This is a genomic window from uncultured Campylobacter sp., from assembly GCF_938041645.1.
Taxonomy (GTDB): Bacteria; Campylobacterota; Campylobacteria; order Campylobacterales; family Campylobacteraceae; genus Campylobacter_B.
On sequence record NZ_CALIST010000073.1, the window covers coordinates 14,837 to 39,162 of the forward strand.

Sequence of the window (24,326 nt, forward strand, 5' to 3'; positions counted from 1 at the left end):
GATGTTAGAGCCTACCTCATAGTCTTTAAATGCTCGCAAGCATCAAATCTTCCGAGCTTGCAAGCCTTTTCATAAAGCTCGCGCGCCCTCTTTTTATCTTTCGCTACGCCCCAGCCTTTTTCGTATTGATACGCTAAATTTGAGCAGGCTAGCGGCTCGTCGCTTTTTTCGCACGCTTCGCTAAAATACTTCGCAGCAAGCGCATGATCCTTTTGCCCGCCGTCGCCCTTGAAATACGTAACGCCCAAATTTACGCATGAATCCGCGTGTCCTTGCTCGCAAGCCCTCGTAAAAAATGTCCTAGCCCTGTCCGCGTCCTTTTTCACGCCTTCGCCGAGAACATAGCTAAGCCCTAGGTTATGGCACGCCTCTACCTGTCCCATCTTGCAAGCCTTGATCAAAAGTTCGATCGCCTTTTTCGTGTCTGGATAGACGCCGAGCCCCTTTTTATAGTTGTATGCAAGGCTCGCGCACCCCTCGCTGCTGTTTTTCTTGCAAGCATCGCTAAAAAGCTCATTCGCCCTCTTACGATCTTGCGTGACTCCCTGCCCGTCGTTGTAGAGCAGCCCCAAATAGACGCAGCCCTTCTGCTCGCCGAGCTTGCACGCCCTGTCGTAATAGCGCGCGGCCTGCTTGAAGCTTCTATTTGAGTCGTATGCGTAGCCTAAATTTGCACAATCCAGCGCGTTTTCCTCGCCGCCGGCGTCGCAATTGCGCTGCAGCTCGTTTATCACGCGGCTTAGTTTTTTACAATCCATCTCGCTTCCCGCGGCGCAGCCCTTCCTTAGATCGTCGATCTCCGCCGCAGCGCCCGTCGCAAACAGCGCGGAGAGCAAAACCGCTCGCGCCGTAAATTTCAACCGCTCTTTAAACGGCGTGCTTTTAAAATTTTGAAATTTAGCGCCCTTTTGGACGCGGCTACCGATCCTCATCGCCTTCTCCTTTATTTTTAGTCTCATCTTAATTCGCGTAGAAATTTTACGAGCTCTCGCGCAAAGGGCTAAATTTTATCTTTTAACTCTTTTAAAAATCTCTCCATCGCGGCCTTAAGCGCGGCAAGATCGCCGCTATTATCTATCACAAAATCCGCCATAGCGCGCTTTTGCTCGATATCCGTTTGCAGTTCCACGCGGTGCTTTGCAGCGGCATGATCCAGTCCGTTTCGCTTCATCACGCGCGCGATTAGCGTATCTTTAGGCGCATAAACGACCGCTACTTTATCAAAAAACTCATACCTCTTGCCCTCGAAAAACAGCGGAATATCGACGAAAAAAAGCTTTTCTTTCGCCTCCAAAGCCTGCGCCTGCGATAAAATTTCAGCCGTTATCTTTGGATGCAGCAGTGCTTCAAGCTTTGCAAGCTCCGCAGGGTTTTTAAACACCAGCTCGCCTAGCTTTTTTCGATCTACCGAAGCACGGTGCGCGGCCGAAATTTCCTCATCGCCGCTAGCGTCAAATTCCGCGTGCGAACTCAAATTTCTAGCCTGCGCGTCCTTTTGCACGACATATTGCGCGCCGAAAATTTCAGCCACCTGCGCGGCGCAGCGATCAAGAACGCAGTGCGAAATCTTATCGGCATCGATGATCTCAAATCCGCGATCAGCAAGCAGCTCGCAAACCGCGCTCTTACCACTTCCGATGCTGCCCGTAATGACGACGGCGTGTTTAAATTTCAAGGTGGGCCTTTATAGCGTTTTTATTCGATTTTAGCTAAAATCTGCGAAATTATACCATCTTGGAGGATAAAATTTGATAAGCTACAAAGACGCTGGTGTCGATATAGACGCGGGAAATGATTTCGTAAACGCGATAAAACCGTTCGTTAAAGCCACGCAAACTCCGCACGTTTTGGGCGGTATCGGCTCATTTTCGGGTGCGGTAAGGTTGCCTACTGGCTACAAAAAGCCCGCGATCCTAGGCGCCACCGACGGCGTGGGCACAAAACTGCGACTTGCGATCGACGCGCACAAATTTGACGGCATCGGCCAGGACCTCGTCGCGATGTGCGTGAACGACCTCATCTGCAACTTCGCCGAGCCGCTGTTTTTCCTCGACTACTACGCGACGGCGAAACTCGAGATCGCGGATGCCAAAGAGGTCGTAAAAAGCATCGCCGAGGGCTGCAAGCTCGCCCGCTGTGCACTGATCGGCGGCGAAACGGCAGAGATGCCCTCGATGTATGAGAAAGGCGACTTCGACCTTGCAGGCTTTGCCGTGGGCATCGCCGAGGAGGACGAGATCGACCGTAGCAAGTTCGTCCGCGAGGGCGACGTGCTCATCGCGCTTCCTAGCAGCGGCTTGCACTCAAACGGCTTCTCGCTCGCGCGCAAAGTGATCGCCGAGCTAGGGCTGAAATTTGACGAGAAAATCGGCGGTCGCGCGCTCATCGACGTGCTTTTGGAGCCGACCAGGATTTACGTCGGAGACTTTTTAAATTTAAAAAACAAGATCCACGCGCTCGCGCACATCACGGGCGGCGGCATCGTGGAAAATCTACCGCGCGTATTTCCAGAGGGGCTGGGCGCAAAGATCGAGCATACCGCGATCCGCACGCCTGAAATCTTTAAAATCATCGCGCAAAAGGTCGAGCCGGCCGAAATGATGAGGACATTTAACATGGGCGTAGGCATGATCGTCGTAGCGCCGAAGCAAAACGCTGACTTCGTACTAGCAAATACCGACGGCTACGTCATCGGCGAGGTCGTAAAAGGCAGAGGCGTGCAGCTCGCGTAAATTTGAAGCGGTAAAATTTGCCGCTTTTTGCCAAGGCAGAGTTTATATTTAGACTAAATTTTAAAGCAGGTATTGCAACCGCTTCCAAAAACAGCGCCGAGAATTATTATATGATAGGCCTAGCGGACGATAAGTATGACTATAAAAACTATCTGCCTTTCCAAAGACCGATCAAGCTCGGACGGTACGAGGACGCAGACGCACCGCATAACGGCTTATACGCCGAGTGCAACGGCGACGTATGTTATAACGGCTGCAAAGCATTGAAAATCACTAGCGAGCTTATTGTTTTTGAAGTCCAAGGCAGCGTCATCGCCGTAGATGTTCGCGGCGTTAAAATTCCCAAACGCTTCGTTCAGTATTGTAAAGAAATTTTCGGCGATCTACTTAGCATCGAGGGGTAAATTTAAATACGCAGCGGCACGTAAAAGCAAATTTCGCAATCACAAATATAAAGCCGAGATTCAAATTTAACGAGCGAATTTTTAGATAGCGCGAGATAAGAGCGTTTAAGCAAAGCCATTAAACGCGATAAAACTTCGCGCCGGAGTAAAATTTATTGCAAGATTTGCGTATCAAATTCGGTACAAGTATTATGTGGCAAAATTTACTCTTCCAAACATAGCTAAATTTCACGCTCGATCCGCAGTCGTCTGAGCTTTAAATTTAGGCGCACCGCTTGTCGCCGCCGCCCTCTCACAGCGAGCCTCGCGGACTTTTAAGGGATACAAGACGATCATCTCGCTATCTGCGCTGCCGCTTGTTTTTTAGAAATATCAATCTCTAGCGCACCCACACTGCCGCCTGCCTTTTCGGAAAAGGGCGATCGCTCACCCCTTCGGTTTAAATTTTATCTATGGACTCGCGGCTTATTTTGCAAAATCTAAAATTTTAGCGATATTTTCGCGGCTGTAAAGCTTCGCCATATTCCACGCTTTGGCGTTTGTCGCGGCTACGTCTATGACCTCGTCTAGCACCTTGCCTTCGATGCCAAGCTGTGCCAGGCTAGTCGGCGTGCCGATCTTATCAAACCACGCCTTAAGCGCCAGGGTGCCTTCATCCGCGCTTTTAAGGCCGAAAATTTCACGCGCGAAACGCTCAAACGCGCTTAAATTCCTATCCTTATACCACCTCATCCACGCAGGCATTACCACGCTAAGACCGGCTCCGTGCGCGCAGTCCACGACCGCGCTCATCGCATGCTCAATCATATGATTCGGATAGCCGAAGCCACCCACGCCCACGTAGGTTAGTCCGTTTAGCGCCATCGTTGCGGCCCACGCAAACTCGGCGCGCGCATCGTAATCGCTCGGATCTGCGAGCAGGATTTCAGTCGTGCGGATGACGGTTTTGATGTTGGCTTCGATATAGGCTCGTACGATGCCCGGGTGGACGCTAGCGGTAAAATACCCCTCGATGCTGTGCGCGATGATGTCACTCGCGCTATATACGAGATACTCGCGGCTGACGGTTGCTTGCAGCTGCGGGTTTATGACCGAGACCTTCGGGTATAGACAAGGTGCGTCGATCGCGTATTTTTGCTTGGTCTGCTCCTTGGTCACCACGCCGCCGCAGTTCATCTCCGAGCCCGTCGCGGCAAGGGTGATGATGTCAAAAATTTTAAGCGCGGCGCTTGGGCTTTTGCCGATAAAAAAATCCCACACGTTGCCATCGTAGCAGGCGCCCGCGGCTACGGTTTTTGCGGAGTCCAGTACGCTTCCGCCGCCTACAGCAAGCACGCTATCTGCGCCAAATTCTTTGGCGAGCTTGATTGCTTCGTTTACCTTGCTTAGCACGGGATTTGATTTTATGCCGCCAAGCTGCGTAAATTCTATACCGCTTGCCTTTAAGCTGCTCTCCACGACGCCCATCAGACCGCTCTTTCGCACGCGCTCGCTGCCGTATAGTACGAGAGCTTTTTTCGCGCCCGCTTCCTTCATATACTGCCCGATATGCTCCTCTTTACCCTTGCCAAATTCTATCCTCACGGGGTTGCAAAAACTAAAATCTCTCATCTTTTCTCCTTTAAATAAAGTTGCTAAATTATAGCCTTTTTTAAAATTTTGCGGTAGCACGATACTCCAAATTCCTTGCCCAATCGTGCAAATTTAAGTATAGGTCGCGTAAATTTAAAGGAGCTTAGATGAACAAAGCAGATAAAATTTTAAAAGACGCCGTAAAGATCACCGGCGAGCTGTATCTCGCCCATAGATATGTTCAGACGCCCATGCAAGCGCTTAGCTTCTACTGCCAAAGCGCGCCCTCGGACTTTCGTGAATATCTACGAACCTAGCGCGTGCTTGTGTCTACGCGACGGCAAAATGATGGAATTTAGCGGTAAGCAGTATCGCTACGACATGTAAAAATTCCTGCAATACTGCGCCAAGCCCGCTTGATTTTCAAAAGCACATTAGGTTGTAGGAAACTAGATATATCTTACAAAACGGCGGCACGAAAGCGTCGTAGGCGGCTTTTGACGTCGGATACGAAAGCTCGTCATAGTTCAGCAGGGAGTACGCGAGGATGTCTGCATGCCGCCTAAAGCCCACGCGCAAACATTTCGCGACTAAGAACGAGCAAAAATTTAAAGTGATCGGCTTGGGCAAGCTTTGTAAAATTTCAAAATTTCATTGCGCAATGCAAGCCGAAATAACTGCACAATAAAACAGCATCCGCAACCGACATAAACCGATCGCAAGGTATTGCTTGCTATCAACGAGGCGGCGTCCGCTACCGAAACGAGGACTCAGTAGGGGAAAACGCGGTGCAAGAATACAGCCTAAACGTAAGAAGATAGACATAATGCAAGAGATCGCTCCGCCGCAAGAAAAATGGATGCGCCCCAGCGATGATTGCCCCCCCCACTCGCTTGCCGCTGCGCTAAAAGTCATTGTTCATCTTCTTGCTAAATTTTATAATTTCAATCGCGTGGCGTTTTATCACGCAACCCGCATAGGCAAAATCAAGTCAACCGAAATGTTTTAAATAAATTTAAATCAAGCTGGAATAGAAAAAATTTTCTTAAAAATAGCTATTTTAGTATCATGAAATTTCATAAAAATTTATTTATACTGATAAAAACATAATTTTTAATATACGTCTAATAAGCAAAATAGTAATATTTTTACGATATTAAATTTCAGTAAGAAAGGAGAAAATATGGAATTTTTAATGGTTCTGATGTTTTTCGTCGCGGGCCTTTTGTTGTGGTTTAGACCTGAGAAAAAGCGCGCGGTTATGGGCTTTGGTATCGCAGGCATCGCGATACTCGTCATCATGATGGCATGGGTGAATAAATTTGCCGTCGTGCCTATGGGAAATTTTTAGGAGCGAGTAATGGAAAATCAAAATTTCGCGAACGGCTCCGAAAATTTGCCGAGCTGGGGCGAAGATGAAAAGCGATTTTTCAATCTTTTCGCCCTCGCGGCACTCGCTCTCATCGCTTTGCCCGTAGGTATCGCATGCCTTGTTTTGGGCTTTGGTATGGGCGATAGTCCCTGCATCATGTGCTGGCACGAGAGATTTTGCATGGTAGCGATCTCATTCGTGGCTTTGCTGATCGTTAGATACGGATTTGCTGTCAAATACCTAGCCGTAATCCTCTTTTTAGCATGCCTTGGGCTATACGACGGCTTTTTGCATTACAGCCTAGACGGCACGGGCGGAGGATACCTCGACATAAAGCAGGGCTTCGGGCTTGAAATTTTAGGCGCGCACACGCAGTTTTGGGTCGTAGTGGTGCATTTTTGCGTCATTATATTTTTGGGCGTGATTTTGCTGCTAGGCAAAAACGTAGGTAAAATAATGCAAAAAAGCGAAGAGGGCGCATACGGTGCGGTTTTGCCGAGCTTCGCGCTAGGCAAGATAGCCGTGGCAGCCTTTGCGATCATCATGGCTTTTAACTGCGTGCAGGCCTTTATCACCGCAGGCCCGCCGCCCTATCTAGCCTCTGCGACGCCTTCGCGCATGAGCGTCGATCCGTCAAAGTGGTTTTGGGAGCTTGATCACTGGGAGGAGACCGAAATTGACTTCCGCGAAAGCTGGAATCCAAAACTACCGAATTTACCGAAGTGAGGCTGAAGATGAAAAGATTTCTAAATTTAACCCTATTGTGCGCCACACTGGCGTTTGGCGGCGAGTTTAATCTAAATCCTGCGGATGGCGCAGTGACAAATTTAACGCCTCTACGCAAAAGCGGCGAGATAACGCTAAATTTAAACAACAATAATCCCGTCACGGGGCTTGACTACGACGCGGCGAGCGGAAGCTTCTTGCTCGGTACGCTAAAATTCGAGCTCTACGAAATGGACGGCGAGCTAAAAACCGTAAAAAGCTATCTACGAAGCACACCCGATTGGATAATGCAGATGGAAGAAACCGTCGCAGCGAGCTTTTTTAAAGGCTCGGTAGGGCTCATGAGCTATAATAAAACCTATGAGTTTTTCAAGCCCGCACCGAACCAAAGCAAAGAGGAAGCAAACAAAGCGTGGCGCTATCTGCACGACGGATATGAAAATTTCACGCTCGATTTCAAGGACCGCTACTCCACCGTGCGTGCCAAACAGCAGTATATCCTAAGCTGGGATCACTCGGATTTCTACGGCGAGTTTTTCGTCGCTAGCGTGCCGGATAATATAAAGCAAAGCTGGAGTATAGCGAGCTTTAGCGATACCGACAATCTGCTCTCGAGCGAGTTTGTACCGAGCTTCGACGAGACTCTCGGCGTAAAGGACGGCAGGGATATAAACGACTACTACGTCACGGGTATGGATGCGCAAGGCGAGTTTGTTTATCTGCTCTCGAAGCAATACTCAAGCATCCTAAAGCTCGATCCGCGCAGCAGAAAGATCGTGGAGGTTTATAGCTTTGAAGGCGCAAACGACGCGCATGCGCTAGCTATCAAGGATGGAAAATTTTACGTCGCGACGAGAGAAAACGGAACGAATAAAATTTTCGTTTTTGAGAGGTGAAATTTAAGCCGTCTTTTGGCGGCTTAAATTTAATTGACTTAAACGCAAATTCCACATCTAAAATTATAAAATTTTGATTAAACATTGACTTCTAAAAAAATACATTAGTGCCGCTAAATTCCAGCGTCATTATATATGGATTATAAGTGCTGTGAAATTTTAAAGCTGCGAACGCCCAATATCGGCACGGCGATGCCCTCTCTTGTGACCGCATCGCCGTGCTCGGTCTGCGTAAAATAAGCAAGAACGTCCCCGTTCGCAAGCCCGTGCTCATCCAGATAGCGCGCGAGCAGCGCGAGGACCCTTTATCGCGAAGCCGCCCAGCTCGGAGAAAATTTGCCTCTTCATTCGCGCCTTTCTTTAATCGCCGTGCGCAGAATTTTACCGCTCATTTGCCCTCTCTTTGTTTTTGTTTCACAGCGCCGATGAAATTTTATCGCCGTACTCTCGGCAGGCTAAATTTATCACAGTGCCCGCGGCAGGCTAAAATTTATCTCTGCAGTCGCGCCGAGAATGAAATTTAAACCCCCATTTCACGCTCAAATTTACAGCCCGCGGTTTTTGCCGTCCATGCCTTGGCACTTATCTACGAGCCAGCGCCCGTCCTTGCGCACTAGCAGGAAGCGGCGCGCAAAGCCGTGTTCGTCCTTGGCGTAGATGTAAATTTTATTTTTGCTCTCGCATTCGGCGTCCGTTAGCTCGTACCCGCCGTAGGTGCCGCCCTCCATCATTGAAAATGAGATGCCCTCGGGGCGGAAGCCGCTGCGCCTAACGGGCGTGCAGTAGCGTGCAAAGAGCTCGTCGCATCTGCGCTGCACCTCGCCGTCATTCGCGTCATCAATTCGCGATGTGGCGAATTTCTCCCACTCGCTCATCGCCGCGAAAAATTCTAAAAGCGCACTCCGCGCCGCCGCCAGGTCATCTGGATCAAGCTTCTTTTTACTCTTTGCGGCGTCTCTTTGCGCCTGCTCAAACTCCGCAATCTGCTCCTTGCTAAACTGCCCGCCGCCAAGATAAAACTGGATTTTCGTATCCGCCGCGGCTAGCAGCCCCGCAAAGCTCACGCGTGAATTGACCAGGCGCAGCGATTTTAGCTTTGGGATTTGCACGATCGCTTTTAGCCCCTCGTCCATGATGCTGACGTTTTCGATACCGATGTGCTCAAGCTTGGCGTGCCTCGCAAAATATCTAAAGCCCTCGCCGCTTATCTTATCGCTATCTTGTAAAAACAGATACGCAAGCTTCGGCAGCGTGGCTAGATGCTGCAGCGCCGCGTCCGTGATAGCCGTGGCTATAAAGCCCATATTTACGAGGCTTTTTACCTCACAGATGCGGCGCACCATCTCATCGGTGAGTGCTACGTTTTCGTAGTGATGGCCTTTGCAGTAGCGCTCGCTAACGGCATCCAGGGCCTCCTGCATCGTGATCTGCTTCATCACCTATCCTTTAAATTTGATTTTAAAATTTTAGTGAAATTTTACGATTTGCGCAAGCGCTTAAATTTACGCGCGGATTTGCACGCGCAGCAAAATTAAATTTTGCGATAATAGCGCGGTTGAAATATACTTTCATCGTTGAAATTCGGCACAGAATTTCGGCAACACTTTTTAAATTTAGCTCGCCGCGTAAGGTGGGCGAGCGGCGCCTTTGCGATTAAATTTTACGCGTCATTTTTCGCGGCGACGCTTTTCTTCGATGCCGCTTTGCCCTTGCCTGCGCACTAGCTCGTCAAGCAGGGCGTCCGGGTGGATATTGTGCGCCGCAAGCGCGAGCAGAAGGTGAAATAAAAGATCCGCTCCCTCGTAAATCACGTCGTATCGCGGCTCGCCCGCTCTGTGTTCGCCGAAGCCCTCGCGCGCGACGTCTGCGTAAAGCCCGCTGCGCGAGAGGTCCTTGCACGCTAGCGCGAACTCGCACGCCTCCTCGGCGATCTTTTTGAGATAGGCGTTTTCGCCCTTCGCGTAGAGCGAGGCGACGTAAGAGAGCGCGGACTCGCCGTTTAGCTTGCGATCCAAGCAAACGTGATAAATTTCGTCCAAAATGCCGTACGGGCTTTTTTCTGCGGAGTTTTTGGGTGTAAAATTTTGCGAGACGGCGTCTAAATTTTGAGTGCTGCGCTCCGCGGAGGAATTTGTTAGAGTGGAATTTGCCGCAGCGGGGCTTTGCATTGCGGAGTTTTGATTACCATCGGTAGAATTTTTGGGCGTTAAATTCTGCAAGCTGTCGCAGGCTGTAGAATTTTGCCCTGCGCGGGAATTCGCGGAATTTTTCTGCGCGAGAGAGGTTGCAGGGCTGTGTTCCGCGAAATTTATCGCGCCGCAAGCGCTCGGGCCCCCCACATTTTCGCCACATTTTTGCAGCGAAATCTCTTTGAAAAAACAGCTTCGCGCGCCCGTGTGGCAGGCGGATCCGCCGCATTGCTCGACTCTAAGCAGCAGCGTATCGTTGTCGCAGTCCAAAAACGCGGATTTTACGAGCTGAACGTGACCACTCTCCTCCCCCTTTTTCCAGATGCGCCTCTTGCTGCGCGAGAAGTAGTGCGCATAGCCGGTGCGCAGCGTTAAATTTAACGCCTCTTCGTTCATATACGCGAGCATTAAAACCGCGCCGTCACCCGCGTCCTGCACGATCGCGGGGAGCAGCCCGCCAAGTTTTTGCCAATCTACCTTCATCTTTGATCCTTAGCTTGCGAAGTCGCGCACGCCTTAAATTTAGCCGCCGCATACGGAATTTAGTTATAAAATTTACGAAGCGGCGCGCCTCGTAAATTTAAAGAGTAAACCTGGCGGCTAAATTTTAAGCGACCGCTAGGCTTAAGCTGCGACGAGTGTGAGTTTTGCTAATCGCGAGCAATCGCGCTCGTCGCTAATATTAACTTGCGAAATCGCGAGTTAAGTTTATGCGCCCGGAGCGGGCTTGCTTTAAATCTCGCTATTAAATTTAGTTCGCGAAATCGGAGCGCACAGCCTCCTGAAATTTTAATTTTCCCGCTCGATGGCGCTTTGCTTCGCCTTATCTTTCGTATCGACCCAGATATTAGGCACCGCGCCGCCCGGCGTTAGGAAAATTTTTGCGTCGCCGTTTTCGCGCAACGCCTCGTTAAATTTAGCCTGCGTCTCGATCTGCTTGAGGCTTAAAAGATTTGCGTCCAAGCTCTTTGCGATCTCTTTGTTAGCGTAGGCTTGCGCGTCGGCTTCGATCTTGGCGGCATCGGCGCGACCTTGAGCCTCAATTTTGACGGCGTCTGCGTTACCTTTGGCAAGAGCAGCCTTTTTAAGCGCCTCTTGGTTTGCGCGCTCGACTTCGTATTTGGTGCGCTCAGCCTCCTGTTTGGCGATCTGTACGCTCTCGATCTGCTCCTTTACCTTCGCCGGCAGGATGATCTCGCGAAGCTGCACGGCTAGCAGATCTACGGGCGAATTCGGCAGTGCTTCGATATTCTTGCGGATGCCGTCGTCGATCGATTTGGCGATCTCGTCGCGTTTGGTAGGCAGCTCCTCGGCGGCATAGTTGCCGATGACGCTACGCACGACGTCCTTTACGCGAGGATCGATGATCTTATCCTCCCATAAAAAGCCCCACTCGGCGATCGTGTTGGGCGCCGTGGCTTCATTGAGCCTGTATTGCACGGTGATGTCGATGCTGACGGGTAAATTTCGCGAGTCTAGCACCGAAAGCGAGTTTTTACTAATGATACCGCCCGCGGTGCCGCTTTTAGTAGCGATACCCGCGCTCATATCTTCGCTGCTGGTGTAGTTTATGATACGCGTGCGAGTATCTACGACGAATACGTCCTGTATGAACGGCACGAAAAAGTGAAGTCCCGCGCCAAGAGGCGTCGGATCGTATTTGCCTAAATTTGACTTGATCCCCACCTCGCCCGATTGGATCGTGACGAAGGGCTTGGCGATCACGAGTAGCGCGATTAGCGCGATTATCACGTAAAGCACGCCGCTAAACTTGCCCATCCCCCCTAAATTAGGAATTTTAAAATTTAAATTCCCGCCTTTTTTGTCGCTGTTTTTCTTATTAAAATAATCATTCAAATCCGCTGGCATGCGCGTCCTTATTTAACGTAGGTGAGCCAGTGCTCAAATTTCGGGTCTTTGCCCGTGACTACCGCGAAATACGCTTTTTGCAAGCGGCTCGTGATCTCGCCCATTTCGCCCTTGCCGATGATCCTGCCGTCGATGTTGCTAATCGGTGTGACCTCCGCGGCGGTGCCGGTAAAAAACGCCTCGTCTGCGGCATAGAGCTGATCGCGAGCGATGCGCTCTCTGCGGACTTCGTAGCCCAGGCTGCGCGCGATTTCTATGACTGAATTTTGAGTAATGCTCTCTAGGCTGGTGTCGTTCGGCGGAGTGATGATGAGCCCATCTTTTACGATGAATAGGCACTCGCCCGGCCCCTCTGCGACGAAGCCCTGCGGATCGAGCAGTATCGCCTCATCGTATCCCGCATCGACCGCCTCAAAATTTGCCATCTGCGAGTTGAAATAATTCGCGCTTGCTTTGGCTTTTGCCATCATCGAAAATTGCGCCGGCTTCATCCACGATGAAATTTTGGCTTTGATGCCCTTGCGTAGCGCCTCTTCGCCCATATACGCGCCCCATTGCCACGCTGCGACGATGACGTTTACCGGGCAGTTCGTAGACGAAACGCCCATCGAGCCGTAGCCGAAGTACGCTAGCGGGCGGATATAAACGGTTTGATCGAAGCGGTTTTTAGCGACGACGTCGATCTGTGCCTGACGGAGCTGCTCGAAGCTAAACGGAAGCTTGATTAGGCAGAGTTTTGCCGAAATTTCAAGACGGGCAGTGTGCTCGTCCAAGCGGAAAATCGCGTAGCCTTTGTCGGTTTTATAGGCTCGTACGCCCTCAAATACGGCGTTTCCGTAGTGCAAAGAGTGCGTCAAAACGTGGGTAGTAGCCTCTGCCCAAGGGATTAGCTTGCCGTCTTTCCAGATGAGCTCGGCCTCTTGAATTTGTGCCATTTCTTGATCCTTTGATGAAATTTAATCCATAATTTTAGCTAAAAGAATATTAATTTCTAAGAAATTCTACCTGCGGAGATTCGGTACGGTAGGCAAAATTCCGCCCGCAAAATTTAAGGCGATTTGCATCGCTAAATTTTGCTTTTTAAAATTTAGCGGAGCAGAGTAAAGAGCTGCGAATTTTATATTTTGTGCGGATAAAATTTTGCCGCAGAATTTCAGGCTTTTTGATCTAAGCTCGCCTTTTAAAATTCTACGAAAGAAAGCCCGATGCCGATCTTATTGACGCTACGTTTGTAGTCCGCTAGGCTTTCACCGTAGCCGTTAAAGTAGCGCAGATAGCCGTAAAATCCGCTGTTAAAGATCGGGAAGCTGTAGTTTAACTCGATTGCGCCGCGGTTACTGCCGTCAAAATGCAGATTATTTCGCCACAGAGCGCTAAGTCGCTGCTTGCCGAAGGTGTATGACGCGCGCAGATCGCCGTAACCCAGATAATCCGCGATGTCCTCGTTCGTGCGGTCCAGCCAAAACGCATACCATGCTTTGGGGGTGATCGAAAATCCGCCCGCGCTCCAGGTACTTTGCGCGTAGAGCCTATTCCACGAGCGCGATTCCTCGCCGCCCTTGCCGTTTGACTCATGCATGGCACCGATCTTTATCTCGTCCGCAAACGGCACCGGCGCACTAACGTAAAGCTCTGGGCGATAATTGCTTTCGCGAAAAGGCGCGCTATCTTGCGTGATCTGCCACCAGGAATTTTGCGCGTAAGCGAATGAAATTTTCTCTCCAAACCCCAGCACGTCGTAGGCAATCGGGCGCTCGAAGCTAAACTCAAAATGCAGCTCATCCGCCTTACGATCGGGCTTTTTACTGAAATCGTGGGTGAAAAGCATATAGATCGGCTCGTAGTATTTAAGCCCCAAAAATCCAAAATTTCGACCATTTTGCTCACCTTGCGGCGCGGAATTTAGTGCAGCGGAATTTGGCCCGCTGGATCTTGCCATGGCGGAATTTTGTACTAAAGAATTTTGCGGCACCGCAGAGCTTAAAACGGCGGTATCATCGTGCAAAGCGCGGTTTTCTGCGGACGAGGTAGAATTTTCTGCGACTTTTCGGCGCGACTTTTCGCCCCTTTCTGTTAAACTTGCCGCGGCGATCTTTTTGTAATAGATCATCGCGTTTTTGTAATCGCCTTTGGCCTCGTATTCGCCGGCCTTTGCGTATAGTTCGGAGAGGTCTTGCGCGGCTAGGCTTAGGGCGCAAAGCGCGAGCGCTAAAGCTTTAAATTTCATCTACGCCCTTTAAATCGTTTTGATAATTTATATTTAAAAACTGCTCTTTGTTTTTGAAATTTAGCACTTTGGAATTTGCAGATCCGATGAGCGCGCCGATCTTATGCTCTTTCGCGCGGTAGAGCTCAAGCGCGCGCGGAGCGAGATCCGCGTCAAAAAATCCGCACAGGCTGTGTCTGTGCAGGTCATCGCCCGCTACGCAAATTTGCCCCTCCTGCTCGCTAAGCGCGCGAATGGTAGAAATTTCTATAAAAGGCATATCGGCGGGGATGATAAAAATGCGCTCTCTGCTAAATGGCTTCAGCGCCGAATACAGCGCGCCCATCGGCGAAAAATCCTCAAATTCGTCGTAGATCATAGGAAGCGGCGGGTTAAATTTAGAGCTTTTGGCGCAGGCGAAAACCCGCTCAAACTCGCGGCTTAAGCGTGAGAAAAGAAAGTGCGTCATGCTGGGATGCCCGCGGAATGGAAACAGTGTTTTGTCGCTGCCGAAACGCGAGCTTTTGCCACCGCAGAGAATGACGCAGGTTTTCATCGAAATTTCACCGGCTTCCATCGATCTTTATCGCGGCGAAATTTTAAATTTGAAAGTAAAATTTGAAAGAAGCGCGGGCATATCAGTCTTTTTGCATATATTTAGCTTTGCCAAGGGCGTTGTTTGCGATGAACTGATAAAGGCTCGGCGCTTGAAGCTTGGCTAGCTCGGGGTATTTGGCTTTAAGCGTCTTCCAGATGTCATAGACGCGCATACCGCTTGCGTAAAGCTTCATAATCTCGCTAAAATGCGGATCATAAAGGCTCGGCTTTTTATATAGCGAGAGTTTGCGGTCGGTATCAAGTACGGCGTTTGCCTCGATAAAAGCGGCAAGATCGCGCTCGCTTACTTTTGCGAAATCTTTTTCGTAATGAGCTTTCATATATTTTAAAATTTCTTTATTGCTAACGCCTTGGAAGTGCATTTTCTTGATTTCGAAGCGATATGCGTATAAGAAGTCCTCGCTTTTTTTGGCAGTTGCGCGAAGTCTTGTTTTTTCATCTTTGAACGTCACGGAGATGAAGTGCGTAAGCCCGGGCGCAGTAACGGCGTTTTTGAACGCTTCATCCTCCTCGCCGATCTTTTTTAGGATCGCCTTGACGGTGTAGCCCTCGGCGATAAGGTTTGAAATTTTATCTTTATAAGGTTTGTAGTCGAATCGCACGCGCCTAAAGCCCGTCTCGACACTGATTTTTTTATAGATTCTCGCATGCTCTCTAGATGTAAAATATCTCGATTTCAGCCCTTTGCGGAGTTGTTCGGCAACCGCGGTAAAATCGTCATAATCGGCGATAGACGCGATTAATTCCTTTTCGTTTACGACCCTGCCGTTAACGACCGCGATGGTAATGACCTTCATATTTTCTCCTTTGATTGGACACAATTCTAACTTAAAACTATAAACTCAAATTTAATTATTTATTATCAAGGATTGCGGAGGATTTGCGTTTGCAAGGTAGAATTTTACGCGCTAAGATTTAGCATTTTGATTTATTTTATATCTTTTTTGCGCTTGTTCTCACGCTACTTTTTTATACTTTTTGCATAAAGATGAAGCGAGCTTGCAAAGATAAATTTTACCCGCAAACTCTAGCTAAATTGCCCGCACAAATTAGCTTTTTCTAAACGAAAAAAGCTTTTTGATCTTCGTAAGTCCTAACTTCATACCACTATATTTCATCATCTTAGCCATATTTACCCACATTTCACGCTCGTAGCACGGATGCGGGCAGTGGTGACAGCGTGGCTTTTCGGTATGCGGGCAGGCACCAAGGCGCGCGTAGGCGTAACGCAACATCCGCTCGCAGTCGCTACAGAGATGAAAGTGCGTCTGCACTAGCCCCTTATCGTCTTTGTAGTCATGAAGCACGGCACCATCTTTTTTAAGCGCGTCCGTATGCTTGCCATCGCAGTAAATTTGGATAAATTTCGTTACCGTGTTTATTTCGTAAATAAATTTTTCGCTCGTCATATTTGATCCTTTTGGGCGGATTTTATCTAAAAGAGACAAAAATACTCTTGAGCGCGCTCAAGCTAAAATTTATAGAATTTTAAAATTCCGCGGAATTTCGCTTTATCTTTCGACCTTGTTGCTTAATAGAGTCGCAATGAAGCGTGTTTTGTCATTTGAGGCAAGCGCGATTTGCAAGCTCATCGTAAGCGGCACAGCCAAAAATAGCCCGCCGATACCAAGCACGAAGCCCCACAACAGTAGCCCTGCAAGCACGCTGATCGTTGAAAGCCCGAGCCCTTGCCCTAAAAATCGTGGCTCGATGATATTTCCGATCGCTACGTTTACAACCAAATAGATTGCAATAGTCCAGATGCTAGAGCCTATATCCATCGTAGCTAATGTCACGAAAAGCGTCGGAAAGACCGCTACGATCGAGCCTATCGTAGGAATGAAATTTAGCACGAAAGCTAAAATCCCCCACAGCGCGGCATACGGTACGCCAAGCGCCCACAGCCCGAGCCCGATGAGCGCGCCGGTACAAGCTGAAGCGATAGTTTTGATTAGCAGATATTTTTTGAGGCTGGAGGCAAATTTCTTCACGAAAGTGTGTGTCGCGCGGCTACTTTGCGAAAAATAGCGGATTTTTTCGTCGATTACGGAGCTTTCAAAGACCATAAATGAAACCATTATAAAAATGAAAAATCCCGTCGAGACTATCGAGCCTGTTTTGCGCAGTAGTGCAGATAGCTGCGCGGCGGCTTCGCCCGGATCGATGCCTAGGTTTGCGGCGTTAAGCTCTATGCCGAATCGAGAGAGCTTCGCACTCACGCCTCCTAGCACCTCTTCAAATTTTGCTTGAAGCTCGGGCAGGCGCGCTGAAAATTCCTTGATCGCATCGAAGATGACTGCGCCGAAAAACACTATAATTGTCACAAAAGAAAAAGTGATGATGAGGAAGCTAAAAACGCGCCCGACGCGGATCTTTTGGACATAAAGCACCAGCGGCGAGACGAGCACCGTAATGAAAATAGCTAGCAAAAATGGCACGACGATAGCCTGCGCGGCTTTAAGACCAGCCAGGATGATTACGACGCAAGCAACCGACATCAAGGACATTTGAAGCTTCAAGGATTCTCCTAAATTTGACATTTTCGCAGAGCTTTTACGCGAAATTTTGATAGAAGGATTTTAACTAAAATTCCATAAATTTTAAGACGGAATTTTAAAATTTCATCGCAAAATTCTAAGATACGCGTAAATTCTTAGTGGGCGCAAGAAAAGTTAGAATTTTTTGCTAAAATTTTGCGAAATTTACACGAGCAGGATCGAAAATGAAACTTCCCAAACAGCTTTTAGACCGTTACGCCGCGGAGCGCCAAAGCGCGGGCGAGGCGCAGCGGACGGCGAATGAGATCGCCTTTGCACCTGTAGTTTTTCAGGTAAGTAGGCTGATGAAAAAATTTGGAATTTTAAACGCGCTTAATGAGGCACATGACGGGCTAAGCATAAGTGAGATCGCGAAGAAACTCTCGCTTAGCGAATACGCCGTAAAGCTGCTTTTGGAAAGTTCGCTTAGCATCGGCACGGTGCTGCTGTGCGGCGAGAAATTTCGTCTCAGTAAGGCGGGGTATTTTCTACTCACCGACGAGATGGTGGACGTGGATATGGACTTCATCCACGACGTGTGCTACGAGGGGCTATTTAGACTCGAAGAGACGCTAAAATCGGGCAAACCAGAGGGGCTAAAGGTTTTTGGACATTGGGCTACGATCTACGAGGCGCTTGCGCGTCTGCCGCCGCACGTGCGCAAGAGCTGGCTCGCGTTTGATCATTTTTATTCAGATTTGGCGTTTGAGCCTGCGCTAAAGATCATTTTCTCGCGCAAGACGGATAAAATTTTAGACGTAGGCGGCAACACGGGGCGCTTTGCTAAGCGGTGCGTGGGCTACGACGAAAATGTGCGCATCACGATAATGGATCTTGCGGGGCAGATCGCGCTGATGAAAGACGCCGTCGCAGGCGCGCAGGGCGCTGAGCGCATAGAGGGGCTTGCGGCCGATCTGCTAGATGCTGCTACGCGCTTTCCGCGCGGCTTTGACGCGATCTGGCTTAGTCAGTTTTTAGACTGCTTTGCAGAGGAGCAGATCGTAAGCATCCTCTCGCGCGCGGCGGAGTCGATGAGCGAGCAGGCGCGGCTTTATATTTTGGAGCCGTTTTGGGACAGGCAGCGCTACGAAACCGCCGCGTATAGCATGACGCAGATCAGCGTGTATTTCGCCGCGATGGCAAACGGCAATAGCAAAATTTATCACTCGGACGATATGGTTAAATTTGCGCAGAGCGCCGGGCTTAAAATTTCGCAAATTCACGACGGACTGGGCGTCGGACACACGCTGCTGTGTTGCGAAAGGGCGCGATGATGGACGCGCGAAGCTTAAGCGCGCGGCTAAATAAGCCGATTAAAATTTTACTTGTGCTACTTGGAATCGGAATTTTGGCAAATGTGGCGATGGAATTTTATGCGGAGAAAAAACGCGGCGAGCTAGAGCGAAATTTCTGCGAAAGCAAACAGGTGCGAGATGCGCTAGCGCGGATAAACGAGGGCGCACCGCGCAGGATCGACGATGCTACGATTTTAAAAGGCGCCGCATGCGAAGAAGGTAGCTTCATATACGATTACGCGTTAAATAGCTCGCCGAATTTAGACCTTAGCGCGCTGGATGCAGGCGATGCGGAAATTTTAAAAGAGATGCTGTTTGCTAAGGCGAAGGCTGGCTTTTGCAGCACGGAATTCTCGCAGCGTCTGCGGGAGCTCGGCAAAACGATGGTGTTAAATTACGAAATAGAGGGCTTGCCGCCGATACGGCTAAAGCTTGATAAAAATAGCTGCGAACGGTGAATTTTAAAACCCAAGCGAGGTATTTGATTAGCCGCGTTTTGTGTGGCGGCGCGTTGGCAGCTGGTGCCTCTGTAAGCTCGAAAGCGAGCGTATGCTTTACGCAGAATTTTATGTGAGCAGGTCGCAGATAAAATTTAGCAAGATTTCATCGCAGCAGGTGTAGCATAATAAATCATAAAATTCTGACTCAAAATCTACGATGCTATTTCAAATAAGATTCCGTAACTTATAGAATTTCGCGCGAAAGCTTTACGCGGTGTTTGCGCTGCCGCATAGATATAATTCCACGTGAAATAGTAAAATTTTAATGAAAAACGCCACTGGCAGAACCTGGCGCATTAGATCGCGGCTTAAAAAGGACTCGGCGCGTTTTAGCACTTTGTGGCGACGAAATACACGCTGATATGCGTCATGCTATACGCGGCGGCGCGGTAAAAGTCAAGCAGAGGTTTTAACATGTTACTTTTGCGCAGGCAAAATCAAAAGCGAAGCGGATAAATTTTAAGCGAATTCGGCGCGGGCGAGCAGGCAAAGGCTCACGCCGCGCTAAATTTTAAATCTCGCGCAAGCGCTACTTGCAGTCGCTAGGCTTAAATTCTACCCTTATAAATTCTTCGCCACTTTTTATCTTATAGCTCCATATCGCGCTGTTTATTAGCGGATGCATTACCTTCATCTGATTGCAAAAAATTTGCTTATTTTGGCTATCTATGACATTTTGTATCACGGTTTTTTGATCATTTCCAACACTGTCAAATTTCATCCCCATGCCGTCATTTAGCTCGTAGTTGTAGATAAAAGTGCCGTCTTTGCACTCGGCGCCCGTTAACGTTGTAATCTCGTCGACTCGCATCGGCGCACTCTTATTGATACCTTCCACGGCGGCTTTGAGCTGGACATTATCACAGCTTGGTGCCGCAAAAAGCGCCGCGAAAGCAAACGGAAGCAATAAAAACTTTTTCATAATTCTCTCCTTAAAAAATTTAGTAATGATATAAAAATTAATATTAATCGGTGCTTTAAATTTAGGGCGAATTTTTTGGTGCCACGAGCATATAATTTGATCCAAGCGTAGCAGCGAACGCGAAAAGTTTATTTGCGGAGCTTAGCCCTAAAAAATGGAATTAGGCAGTATGCCAAGGTGCGGAATTTATCGGCTCGCCGCACTTAAATATGGGCTGCCAAGTTAATTTCATAACGCGATTTTTGCGGAATTTACGCAACTTGCGGGATTAAATTTGATGCCTAGAGCGCTGGCAAACTTGGTATCAAAAGGATTTAATGCCGCAGGCGAGATAAATCTTACAAGTAAGCGCGCATTTGAGTATTTTAAAGCCATGCTAATTATATCAATAAATAAAATTTAGGCGCGACGATCCGCAAGCGCGTGCCGTAAGATCGCCGCGACAAATTTTACCACAAGACGGCGAGCAAAAATAAGCAACCAGATGCCGCTTACCACGCACAAAGGCGCAAGCGCGATTAGTTATCGTTGATTACGTCCAAAATTTCTCTAGCGTGCACGGCGTAATCATTCGCCATCGATTTTTGAAAGATCCCGCCGATCTGTGCGTATGAGCCCTGACCGCCGCCGAAAAACTCCTCCTCGCCGAAGTTGCGCTCGTTTACGGCGATATTTTGGTTGTAGATCGGCTTTCCATTTTTAAACATTTTTAAACGTAGATTGTAGCGCACGTAGGGCTTTGCCGAAACGTCGATGCCGTCGGAGCTGTAAAAACCAAAGCCGAATGAGCTAAGCTCAGGCGCGATGACGAGCCCTTTGCCTTGCAGCGCTTTTTCGTCGTCGGTGACGCTCACGCGCCTTAGGTAGGTGCCGAAGAAGCGCTTTGCCTCGCCTGCGACAAACTCGCCGACGTCAATTTTAAGCTCATCGTCTCTGCCTAGCTTCGAGCTTGCGGCGTAGCTTTTCGTCCCCATTAGCTCGCCAGGGATATAAATGAGCGCGCTTTGCATGGCGTTAGTCGCGCTTATAGTGTCGTCAAACGGCGCTACATCGGCGTTTTGATTAAACTGCGCTTCATATGCGCAACCGCTAAATAGCGCGCAAACTATTGCGGCTAGAAAGAAATTTTTCATTGTTTGCTCCATGTAAAAATTTTTGTAATTCTACCCCGCGGGTCTAAATTTTACGCTGAAACGGGCGGAATCGCTCTTTAATCCAAGCTAAAAAACCGCCTAAGCTTTCGCTTAAACATGTCTTTTGGAATTTTCGTATCGTCGAAATCATCGCTCCAAATTTCATTTTTATCGGTAAACAGGCCTTTATTTTGCGCCTGCGGCATAAAGACCACTTTATCTGTAATTTGGACGCCTTTTTGCTTAAAATACTCTAGTATCTCATCCAGATCTCGCCTAGAATATATATTTATAAGGAAGTAATTCCTATTTTTGAACCTTAACACGATATTTTTGCGGATTAAACCCAAAGGCTCGCCCGCTCTTATCAGCATATAAATTTTAAACGGCAAGATGAATAATATGAAATTTATCGTATGATATAAAAACAATACAGCCTTTCCTATGTGTACCCCTATGGACGACTTTTTATACAGCTCGTATGGCGAAAAATAGTGAAATCTTCCGTAGCTATTGTATAACTCAGATATAATGCAAAAGCTTATTTTATCGATATCGCAGGCATTGCAAATTTTTATTATTTCCTCTTTCTTGACAAAATAAAAATCATTCAACGCCTGATTTAGCGATCCAGGCTTATCGTCGAAAGCGTTTATATAGCTGATTTTATTATTTTCCAATAAAAAATACGCGGGACTGCCCTTTCTTTTAATAGGCCAAAGTAATGTAGCCGGCAACAATAAAAAGACCACTACGATAAACATAACTAAATCGGCACTAAAATGCGTGTAAAATTTCAAGTTTAACGGAGCAACTTCTAGATTGAATATTTTATATAGGCAACCGAGTGAAAGAAAAAGAACGATATTATTTTGAAAGTAAACCGCTCTGTCTATAATTTTGATCGGCCCTTTGTCATGGTCTCGCATAAAATTCCTTTTCGGTATGGTTTTTGTATTTTATCACCGCCTCGCTTTCGGCGCGTTTAAGAGCGCAGGATATTTGCAGAGGCGCTTGCGGCGAGGCGAGTTGCTACGAGCGGCGATCATCCTCGTTAAGCGGACGTACAATGTGGATCTTTGCGACTAATTATGGGGCTTTTCAGACACAGAGCGAGCTTGTCTGCGACTACTTAGAGGGCTACTGCGAGTACTGAGCGATCTCATCTGCGACTGCCGTGAGTGGAATTTGCTCGAAACCCAACCCCAATCTCGCCGCGAAATACTCGCGCAGCATCCGCCTTTGCGCTTCGTTTACGTTTAGCCTTATCCAGGCTACCCCACGGGTCTAAATTTCACGCTGAAAACCAAAAAATTTCACGCTTTAATGTCGTAGCTGAAATTTTTCAAAAAATATATACGTAAAGCTTCGCGCTCGGCGCAGCTAGGACGGATGCAAAAAAATACCGCCGCGCCCGTATCGTCCCTCCCGCGCAGTAGCAGGCAGTCGCGCAGTCGTAGCCCTGCTCGTCCGTCTAGCCTTCGCGCGACGACGAGTTTTGAGGCGATCAAAATCGCAAAAATGCCCGCCGCTGCATAGATCGCAGCTTCGGCAAAGCCGAATTTGATCGTCAAAAACACGCCCGCGATGTATGCGAAAAGAAGCAAGAATTTTAAAATTTCTTGCAGTTTCAAAAACCGCTCGTAGCTTATAAACGGCACGCGAAACGTCCGCACGAAGCCAAACGACGGCTCTATCAGATCAACGCATCCAAGCATAAGATCGTATTTGTCTAGCCCTCTGCGAAAGGATATTTTAAGCTCGTCAAATTCCACGCGCGCCGCCTCTTTGCTACCGCTTCGCAGATAAAGTAGCGCTAAAAACATAAAAACAATCGTCAGGCTGGGCTTGGCTCGCTGCGAGCGTAGCGGGCTGTCCGTGTAAAACAGCTCCCCCGATCCGCCGATGTCTAAAGAGATTAAAATGCAAAAAAACGCAAGGATAGAGGCGGAGAAAATTCTATAAAATGTATCATCGCAGATGAGGCTAAATTCGGGCTTTTGCATTAGTTTTTGTATAGCGGCGCGTCGGTGATTTTAAATCTAAATTTATTGCCCGCGCCGATAAATCTCACGAAGCTCGCTACGTCAAATCCCTGCTGCGGCGCGCTTAGCGGCGGTTTAGCAAGGATCTCGAAGCTTAGCCCCGCGTAGTTGAAAAACTTGCCGCAGCGCCGAAAACCGTGCCTGCCGTAGAATTCTATGCGGCGTAGGCGCTGCGCGAGGTTGGGCGCGTCCTCGTGCGGTGGCTCGACATCAAGGACGATTTGCGCGCGCGGATTTTGCGTGACGATGAGAGCGAGCAGCCTTGAGCCGATCCCTAGCCCGCGAAATTTCGCATCGATACCGAGGTAGGCCACGTAAAAAATCTCGCTCTCTCCGCCGCTTGAAATTTCGTCCTCATCGTAGCGCGAAATTTCGCTTTCTGCGGTACCTGACGAAATTTTTCCCTCTGCGGCGCTTGATAAAATTTCATCCCTTCTGGCGCTTGATAAAATTTTGCCGCCCGCACCGCAAATCAAACGGTCCGCGTCGATCGGAATTTTGCTATCTGCGCTCGCGTTTAAAATTTCATCGCCGCTAAAAGGCTGCGTTTTTTGGTCCGCGATTTTACCGCTTGCAACGCCAAAAAATTTTGCCTCTGAAAATTCCGCTTCGTCGCTTGAGATTTCATCCTCTGCACCTTCAAATTCCGCGCCGCCGTGAGCTTTGGATCTTAAAATTTTATCCGCATTTAGGCGAAGCGGCGGCTGTTTGTGGTGCGAAACCGCGCGCTTGTAGGTTTGCTCGGTCCTATAGACGCAAAACCCAACGAGCTCCTCGCCGCTTAAATTTTGCAGCGCCGCCGAATTGGAATTTTCGCTTGCCTCCGCGCTGGGATTTTTACTTTCCAAGCTGGATTTTTCACACGTCGCACTGGATTTTTTACCTATCACGCTGCGATTTTTGGAATTCAAAGAGGCGAATTCTGCCGCGCCGCAGTTATCCGCATTGGAATTTTTACCCGCAGCGTCACGATTTTGGCTAGCTTCGCCGCGATCTTGCGATCCCACGCATAAATTTTCGCTCGCCGCCGCGTAATGCTTATCAGCCGCGCCGCCAGCGACCAGGGCAGTAAAATCTTCGAAAATCGCCGCGATTTCAAGCTGTCCTTTGCGCGACATTTTTAAGAAATTTTTTATGCTGATACGCTCGATTTCGGGGAACGCTGCGACGTTGATCGCCTCTATGCGTGCGATCAGCGCCGAGTCCTCGCCGATACGCTCAAGTCTCATTTGCCCTCCTTGTCGCGATAGACCTACCGCGTAAATTTAAAATTTGCCCGCCTCGCTCGCGGGAATTTCATCGCTCGGCCC

General features: G+C 48.7%; 27 protein-coding genes and 1 pseudogene. 9 read left to right on the forward strand and 19 right to left on the reverse strand.

Annotated features, from left to right (window positions below):
• Positions 1 to 11: 11 nt before the first annotated feature.
• Positions 12 to 932 carry a tetratricopeptide repeat protein gene (locus Q0600_RS10300; RefSeq protein WP_298759992.1) on the reverse strand — a complete coding sequence of 307 codons (921 nt, stop codon included), beginning with the start codon at positions 930 to 932 and terminating at the stop codon, positions 12 to 14.
• A 68-nt stretch (positions 933 to 1,000) separates the two neighbouring features.
• Positions 1,001 to 1,675, reverse strand: coding sequence for a dephospho-CoA kinase (gene coaE / locus Q0600_RS10305; protein WP_298759995.1), 675 nt, complete (start codon positions 1,673 to 1,675; stop codon positions 1,001 to 1,003).
• 73 nt (positions 1,676 to 1,748) lie between these two features.
• Between coaE and purM the strand changes: the two genes are divergently transcribed.
• Together purM and Q0600_RS10315 are read left to right on the forward strand one after the other, a co-directional pair.
• Positions 1,749 to 2,732, forward strand: coding sequence for a phosphoribosylformylglycinamidine cyclo-ligase (gene purM, locus Q0600_RS10310; RefSeq protein WP_298759998.1), 984 nt, complete (start codon positions 1,749 to 1,751; stop codon positions 2,730 to 2,732).
• Positions 2,733 to 2,749: 17 nt separating this feature from the next.
• A complete protein-coding gene (locus Q0600_RS10315) occupies positions 2,750 to 3,136 on the forward strand; it encodes an Imm10 family immunity protein (RefSeq protein ID WP_298760000.1) in 387 nt (128 codons plus the stop codon).
• Positions 3,137 to 3,601: 465 nt separating this feature from the next.
• Here the strand turns inward: Q0600_RS10315 and Q0600_RS10320 are convergent, their stop codons facing one another.
• Positions 3,602 to 4,747, reverse strand: a complete 1,146-nt coding sequence (locus Q0600_RS10320) for an iron-containing alcohol dehydrogenase (protein WP_298760003.1) — start codon at positions 4,745 to 4,747, stop codon at positions 3,602 to 3,604.
• A gap of 128 nt (positions 4,748 to 4,875) precedes the next feature.
• On the opposite strand from Q0600_RS10320, the gene Q0600_RS10325 reads away from it, so the two are divergent.
• Positions 4,876 to 5,025 carry a hypothetical protein gene (locus tag Q0600_RS10325; RefSeq protein ID WP_298760006.1) on the forward strand — a complete coding sequence of 50 codons (150 nt, stop codon included), beginning with the start codon at positions 4,876 to 4,878 and terminating at the stop codon, positions 5,023 to 5,025.
• Positions 5,026 to 5,131: 106 nt separating this feature from the next.
• On the opposite strand, the gene Q0600_RS10330 is transcribed toward Q0600_RS10325, so the two are convergent.
• Complete coding sequence (locus Q0600_RS10330; protein WP_298760011.1) at positions 5,132 to 5,281, reverse strand: hypothetical protein; 150 nt, start codon at positions 5,279 to 5,281, stop codon at positions 5,132 to 5,134.
• 253 nt (positions 5,282 to 5,534) lie between these two features.
• Between Q0600_RS10330 and Q0600_RS10335 the strand changes: the two genes are divergently transcribed.
• The 4 genes from Q0600_RS10335 (at position 5,535) to Q0600_RS10350 (ending at position 7,702) form a co-directional block, all read left to right on the forward strand.
• Complete coding sequence (locus Q0600_RS10335) at positions 5,535 to 5,717, forward strand: hypothetical protein (RefSeq protein WP_298760014.1); 183 nt, start codon at positions 5,535 to 5,537, stop codon at positions 5,715 to 5,717.
• A gap of 174 nt (positions 5,718 to 5,891) precedes the next feature.
• Entirely contained in the window at positions 5,892 to 6,059 is a 168-nt protein-coding gene (locus tag Q0600_RS10340; RefSeq protein ID WP_291938627.1) for a hypothetical protein, read from the forward strand.
• Between the two features lie 9 nt (positions 6,060 to 6,068).
• On the forward strand, positions 6,069 to 6,806 hold the full coding sequence (locus Q0600_RS10345; protein WP_298760017.1) for a disulfide bond formation protein B: 738 nt from the start codon (positions 6,069 to 6,071) through the stop codon (positions 6,804 to 6,806).
• An 8-nt stretch (positions 6,807 to 6,814) separates the two neighbouring features.
• The gene (locus Q0600_RS10350; protein WP_298760020.1) at positions 6,815 to 7,702 is read left to right on the forward strand and encodes a hypothetical protein; all 888 of its coding nucleotides are present in this window, start codon (positions 6,815 to 6,817) and stop codon (positions 7,700 to 7,702) included.
• A gap of 545 nt (positions 7,703 to 8,247) precedes the next feature.
• Here the strand turns inward: Q0600_RS10350 and Q0600_RS10355 are convergent.
• The 10 genes and pseudogenes from Q0600_RS10355 to Q0600_RS10400 all read right to left on the reverse strand — a co-directional run bounded on the left by Q0600_RS10355 (position 8,248) and on the right by Q0600_RS10400 (position 17,103).
• Positions 8,248 to 9,138: an NTF2 fold immunity protein gene (locus Q0600_RS10355; protein ID WP_298760025.1), complete on the reverse strand. Its 891-nt coding sequence runs from the start codon at positions 9,136 to 9,138 to the stop codon at positions 8,248 to 8,250.
• A gap of 231 nt (positions 9,139 to 9,369) precedes the next feature.
• On the reverse strand, positions 9,370 to 9,870 hold the full coding sequence (locus Q0600_RS10360; protein ID WP_298760073.1) for a phosphoribosyl-ATP diphosphatase: 501 nt from the start codon (positions 9,868 to 9,870) through the stop codon (positions 9,370 to 9,372).
• A 180-nt stretch (positions 9,871 to 10,050) separates the two neighbouring features.
• Positions 10,051 to 10,374, reverse strand: a pseudogene (gene hisI / locus Q0600_RS10365) (phosphoribosyl-AMP cyclohydrolase); the annotation flags it as partial.
• Between the two features lie 306 nt (positions 10,375 to 10,680).
• The gene (locus Q0600_RS10370) at positions 10,681 to 11,760 is read right to left on the reverse strand and encodes an SPFH domain-containing protein (RefSeq protein WP_298760028.1); all 1,080 of its coding nucleotides are present in this window, start codon (positions 11,758 to 11,760) and stop codon (positions 10,681 to 10,683) included.
• A gap of 8 nt (positions 11,761 to 11,768) precedes the next feature.
• Entirely contained in the window at positions 11,769 to 12,695 is a 927-nt protein-coding gene (locus Q0600_RS10375) for a branched-chain amino acid transaminase (RefSeq protein WP_298760031.1), read from the reverse strand.
• A gap of 245 nt (positions 12,696 to 12,940) precedes the next feature.
• Positions 12,941 to 13,987, reverse strand: coding sequence for a phospholipase A (locus tag Q0600_RS10380; RefSeq protein WP_298760033.1), 1,047 nt, complete (start codon positions 13,985 to 13,987; stop codon positions 12,941 to 12,943).
• Positions 13,977 to 14,543, reverse strand: a complete 567-nt coding sequence (locus Q0600_RS10385) for a molybdenum cofactor guanylyltransferase (RefSeq protein WP_298760036.1) — start codon at positions 14,541 to 14,543, stop codon at positions 13,977 to 13,979. The genes Q0600_RS10380 and Q0600_RS10385 overlap by 11 nt, the downstream gene beginning before the upstream one ends.
• Positions 14,544 to 14,604: 61 nt before the next feature.
• Entirely contained in the window at positions 14,605 to 15,381 is a 777-nt protein-coding gene (locus Q0600_RS10390) for a hypothetical protein (RefSeq protein WP_297897563.1), read from the reverse strand.
• A gap of 252 nt (positions 15,382 to 15,633) precedes the next feature.
• On the reverse strand, positions 15,634 to 15,993 hold the full coding sequence (locus Q0600_RS10395; RefSeq protein ID WP_298760039.1) for a nitrous oxide-stimulated promoter family protein: 360 nt from the start codon (positions 15,991 to 15,993) through the stop codon (positions 15,634 to 15,636).
• Positions 15,994 to 16,095: 102 nt separating this feature from the next.
• The gene (locus Q0600_RS10400) at positions 16,096 to 17,103 is read right to left on the reverse strand and encodes an AI-2E family transporter (protein WP_298760042.1); all 1,008 of its coding nucleotides are present in this window, start codon (positions 17,101 to 17,103) and stop codon (positions 16,096 to 16,098) included.
• A 203-nt stretch (positions 17,104 to 17,306) separates the two neighbouring features.
• On the opposite strand from Q0600_RS10400, the gene Q0600_RS10405 reads away from it, so the two are divergent.
• Together Q0600_RS10405 and Q0600_RS10410 are read left to right on the forward strand one after the other, a co-directional pair.
• A complete protein-coding gene (locus Q0600_RS10405; protein ID WP_298760045.1) occupies positions 17,307 to 18,395 on the forward strand; it encodes a methyltransferase in 1,089 nt (362 codons plus the stop codon).
• Complete coding sequence (locus tag Q0600_RS10410; RefSeq protein ID WP_298760047.1) at positions 18,395 to 18,874, forward strand: hypothetical protein; 480 nt, start codon at positions 18,395 to 18,397, stop codon at positions 18,872 to 18,874. Before Q0600_RS10405 ends, Q0600_RS10410 begins: the two co-directional genes overlap by 1 nt.
• A 571-nt stretch (positions 18,875 to 19,445) precedes the next feature.
• Here the strand turns inward: Q0600_RS10410 and Q0600_RS10415 are convergent.
• From Q0600_RS10415 to Q0600_RS10435, 5 genes are all read right to left on the reverse strand, one after another.
• Entirely contained in the window at positions 19,446 to 19,838 is a 393-nt protein-coding gene (locus Q0600_RS10415; protein WP_298760049.1) for a hypothetical protein, read from the reverse strand.
• Positions 19,839 to 20,356: 518 nt separating this feature from the next.
• Positions 20,357 to 20,971: a hypothetical protein gene (locus Q0600_RS10420; RefSeq protein WP_298704460.1), complete on the reverse strand. Its 615-nt coding sequence runs from the start codon at positions 20,969 to 20,971 to the stop codon at positions 20,357 to 20,359.
• A gap of 77 nt (positions 20,972 to 21,048) precedes the next feature.
• Complete coding sequence (locus tag Q0600_RS10425) at positions 21,049 to 21,651, reverse strand: hypothetical protein (protein WP_298760051.1); 603 nt, start codon at positions 21,649 to 21,651, stop codon at positions 21,049 to 21,051.
• 636 nt (positions 21,652 to 22,287) lie between these two features.
• Entirely contained in the window at positions 22,288 to 22,977 is a 690-nt protein-coding gene (locus Q0600_RS10430) for a hypothetical protein (RefSeq protein ID WP_298760052.1), read from the reverse strand.
• Positions 22,977 to 24,245: a hypothetical protein gene (locus tag Q0600_RS10435; RefSeq protein ID WP_298760053.1), complete on the reverse strand. Its 1,269-nt coding sequence runs from the start codon at positions 24,243 to 24,245 to the stop codon at positions 22,977 to 22,979. The genes Q0600_RS10430 and Q0600_RS10435 overlap by 1 nt, the downstream gene beginning before the upstream one ends.
• Between the last annotated feature and the right edge of the window lie 81 nt (positions 24,246 to 24,326).

What these genes read in the sequence shown, in the direction of transcription:
- Q0600_RS10325 (WP_298760006.1), top strand. Translation starts at nt 4,876, where the DNA reads ATGAACAAAGCAGATAAAATTTTAAAAGACGCCGTAAAGATCACCGGC.
- Q0600_RS10430 (WP_298760052.1), bottom strand. Translation starts at nt 22,977, where the DNA reads ATGCAAAAGCCCGAATTTAGCCTCATCTGCGATGATACATTTTATAGA.
- Q0600_RS10390 (WP_297897563.1), bottom strand. Translation starts at nt 15,381, where the DNA reads ATGAAGGTCATTACCATCGCGGTCGTTAACGGCAGGGTCGTAAACGAA.
- Q0600_RS10415 (WP_298760049.1), bottom strand. Translation starts at nt 19,838, where the DNA reads ATGAAAAAGTTTTTATTGCTTCCGTTTGCTTTCGCGGCGCTTTTTGCG.
- Q0600_RS10320 (WP_298760003.1), bottom strand. Translation starts at nt 4,747, where the DNA reads ATGAGAGATTTTAGTTTTTGCAACCCCGTGAGGATAGAATTTGGCAAG.
- Q0600_RS10405 (WP_298760045.1), top strand. Translation starts at nt 17,307, where the DNA reads ATGAAACTTCCCAAACAGCTTTTAGACCGTTACGCCGCGGAGCGCCAA.
- Q0600_RS10385 (WP_298760036.1), bottom strand. Translation starts at nt 14,543, where the DNA reads ATGGAAGCCGGTGAAATTTCGATGAAAACCTGCGTCATTCTCTGCGGT.
- Q0600_RS10300 (WP_298759992.1), bottom strand. Translation starts at nt 932, where the DNA reads ATGAGGATCGGTAGCCGCGTCCAAAAGGGCGCTAAATTTCAAAATTTT.
- Q0600_RS10420 (WP_298704460.1), bottom strand. Translation starts at nt 20,971, where the DNA reads ATGAAAAATTTCTTTCTAGCCGCAATAGTTTGCGCGCTATTTAGCGGT.
- Q0600_RS10370 (WP_298760028.1), bottom strand. Translation starts at nt 11,760, where the DNA reads ATGCCAGCGGATTTGAATGATTATTTTAATAAGAAAAACAGCGACAAA.
- Q0600_RS10360 (WP_298760073.1), bottom strand. Translation starts at nt 9,870, where the DNA reads ATGCAAAGCCCCGCTGCGGCAAATTCCACTCTAACAAATTCCTCCGCG.
- Q0600_RS10335 (WP_298760014.1), top strand. Translation starts at nt 5,535, where the DNA reads ATGCAAGAGATCGCTCCGCCGCAAGAAAAATGGATGCGCCCCAGCGAT.
- Q0600_RS10355 (WP_298760025.1), bottom strand. Translation starts at nt 9,138, where the DNA reads ATGAAGCAGATCACGATGCAGGAGGCCCTGGATGCCGTTAGCGAGCGC.
- Q0600_RS10340 (WP_291938627.1), top strand. Translation starts at nt 5,892, where the DNA reads ATGGAATTTTTAATGGTTCTGATGTTTTTCGTCGCGGGCCTTTTGTTG.
- Q0600_RS10435 (WP_298760053.1), bottom strand. Translation starts at nt 24,245, where the DNA reads ATGAGACTTGAGCGTATCGGCGAGGACTCGGCGCTGATCGCACGCATA.
- Q0600_RS10410 (WP_298760047.1), top strand. Translation starts at nt 18,395, where the DNA reads ATGGACGCGCGAAGCTTAAGCGCGCGGCTAAATAAGCCGATTAAAATT.
- Q0600_RS10345 (WP_298760017.1), top strand. Translation starts at nt 6,069, where the DNA reads ATGGAAAATCAAAATTTCGCGAACGGCTCCGAAAATTTGCCGAGCTGG.
- Q0600_RS10375 (WP_298760031.1), bottom strand. Translation starts at nt 12,695, where the DNA reads ATGGCACAAATTCAAGAGGCCGAGCTCATCTGGAAAGACGGCAAGCTA.
- Q0600_RS10380 (WP_298760033.1), bottom strand. Translation starts at nt 13,987, where the DNA reads ATGAAATTTAAAGCTTTAGCGCTCGCGCTTTGCGCCCTAAGCCTAGCC.
- Q0600_RS10350 (WP_298760020.1), top strand. Translation starts at nt 6,815, where the DNA reads ATGAAAAGATTTCTAAATTTAACCCTATTGTGCGCCACACTGGCGTTT.
- Q0600_RS10395 (WP_298760039.1), bottom strand. Translation starts at nt 15,993, where the DNA reads ATGACGAGCGAAAAATTTATTTACGAAATAAACACGGTAACGAAATTT.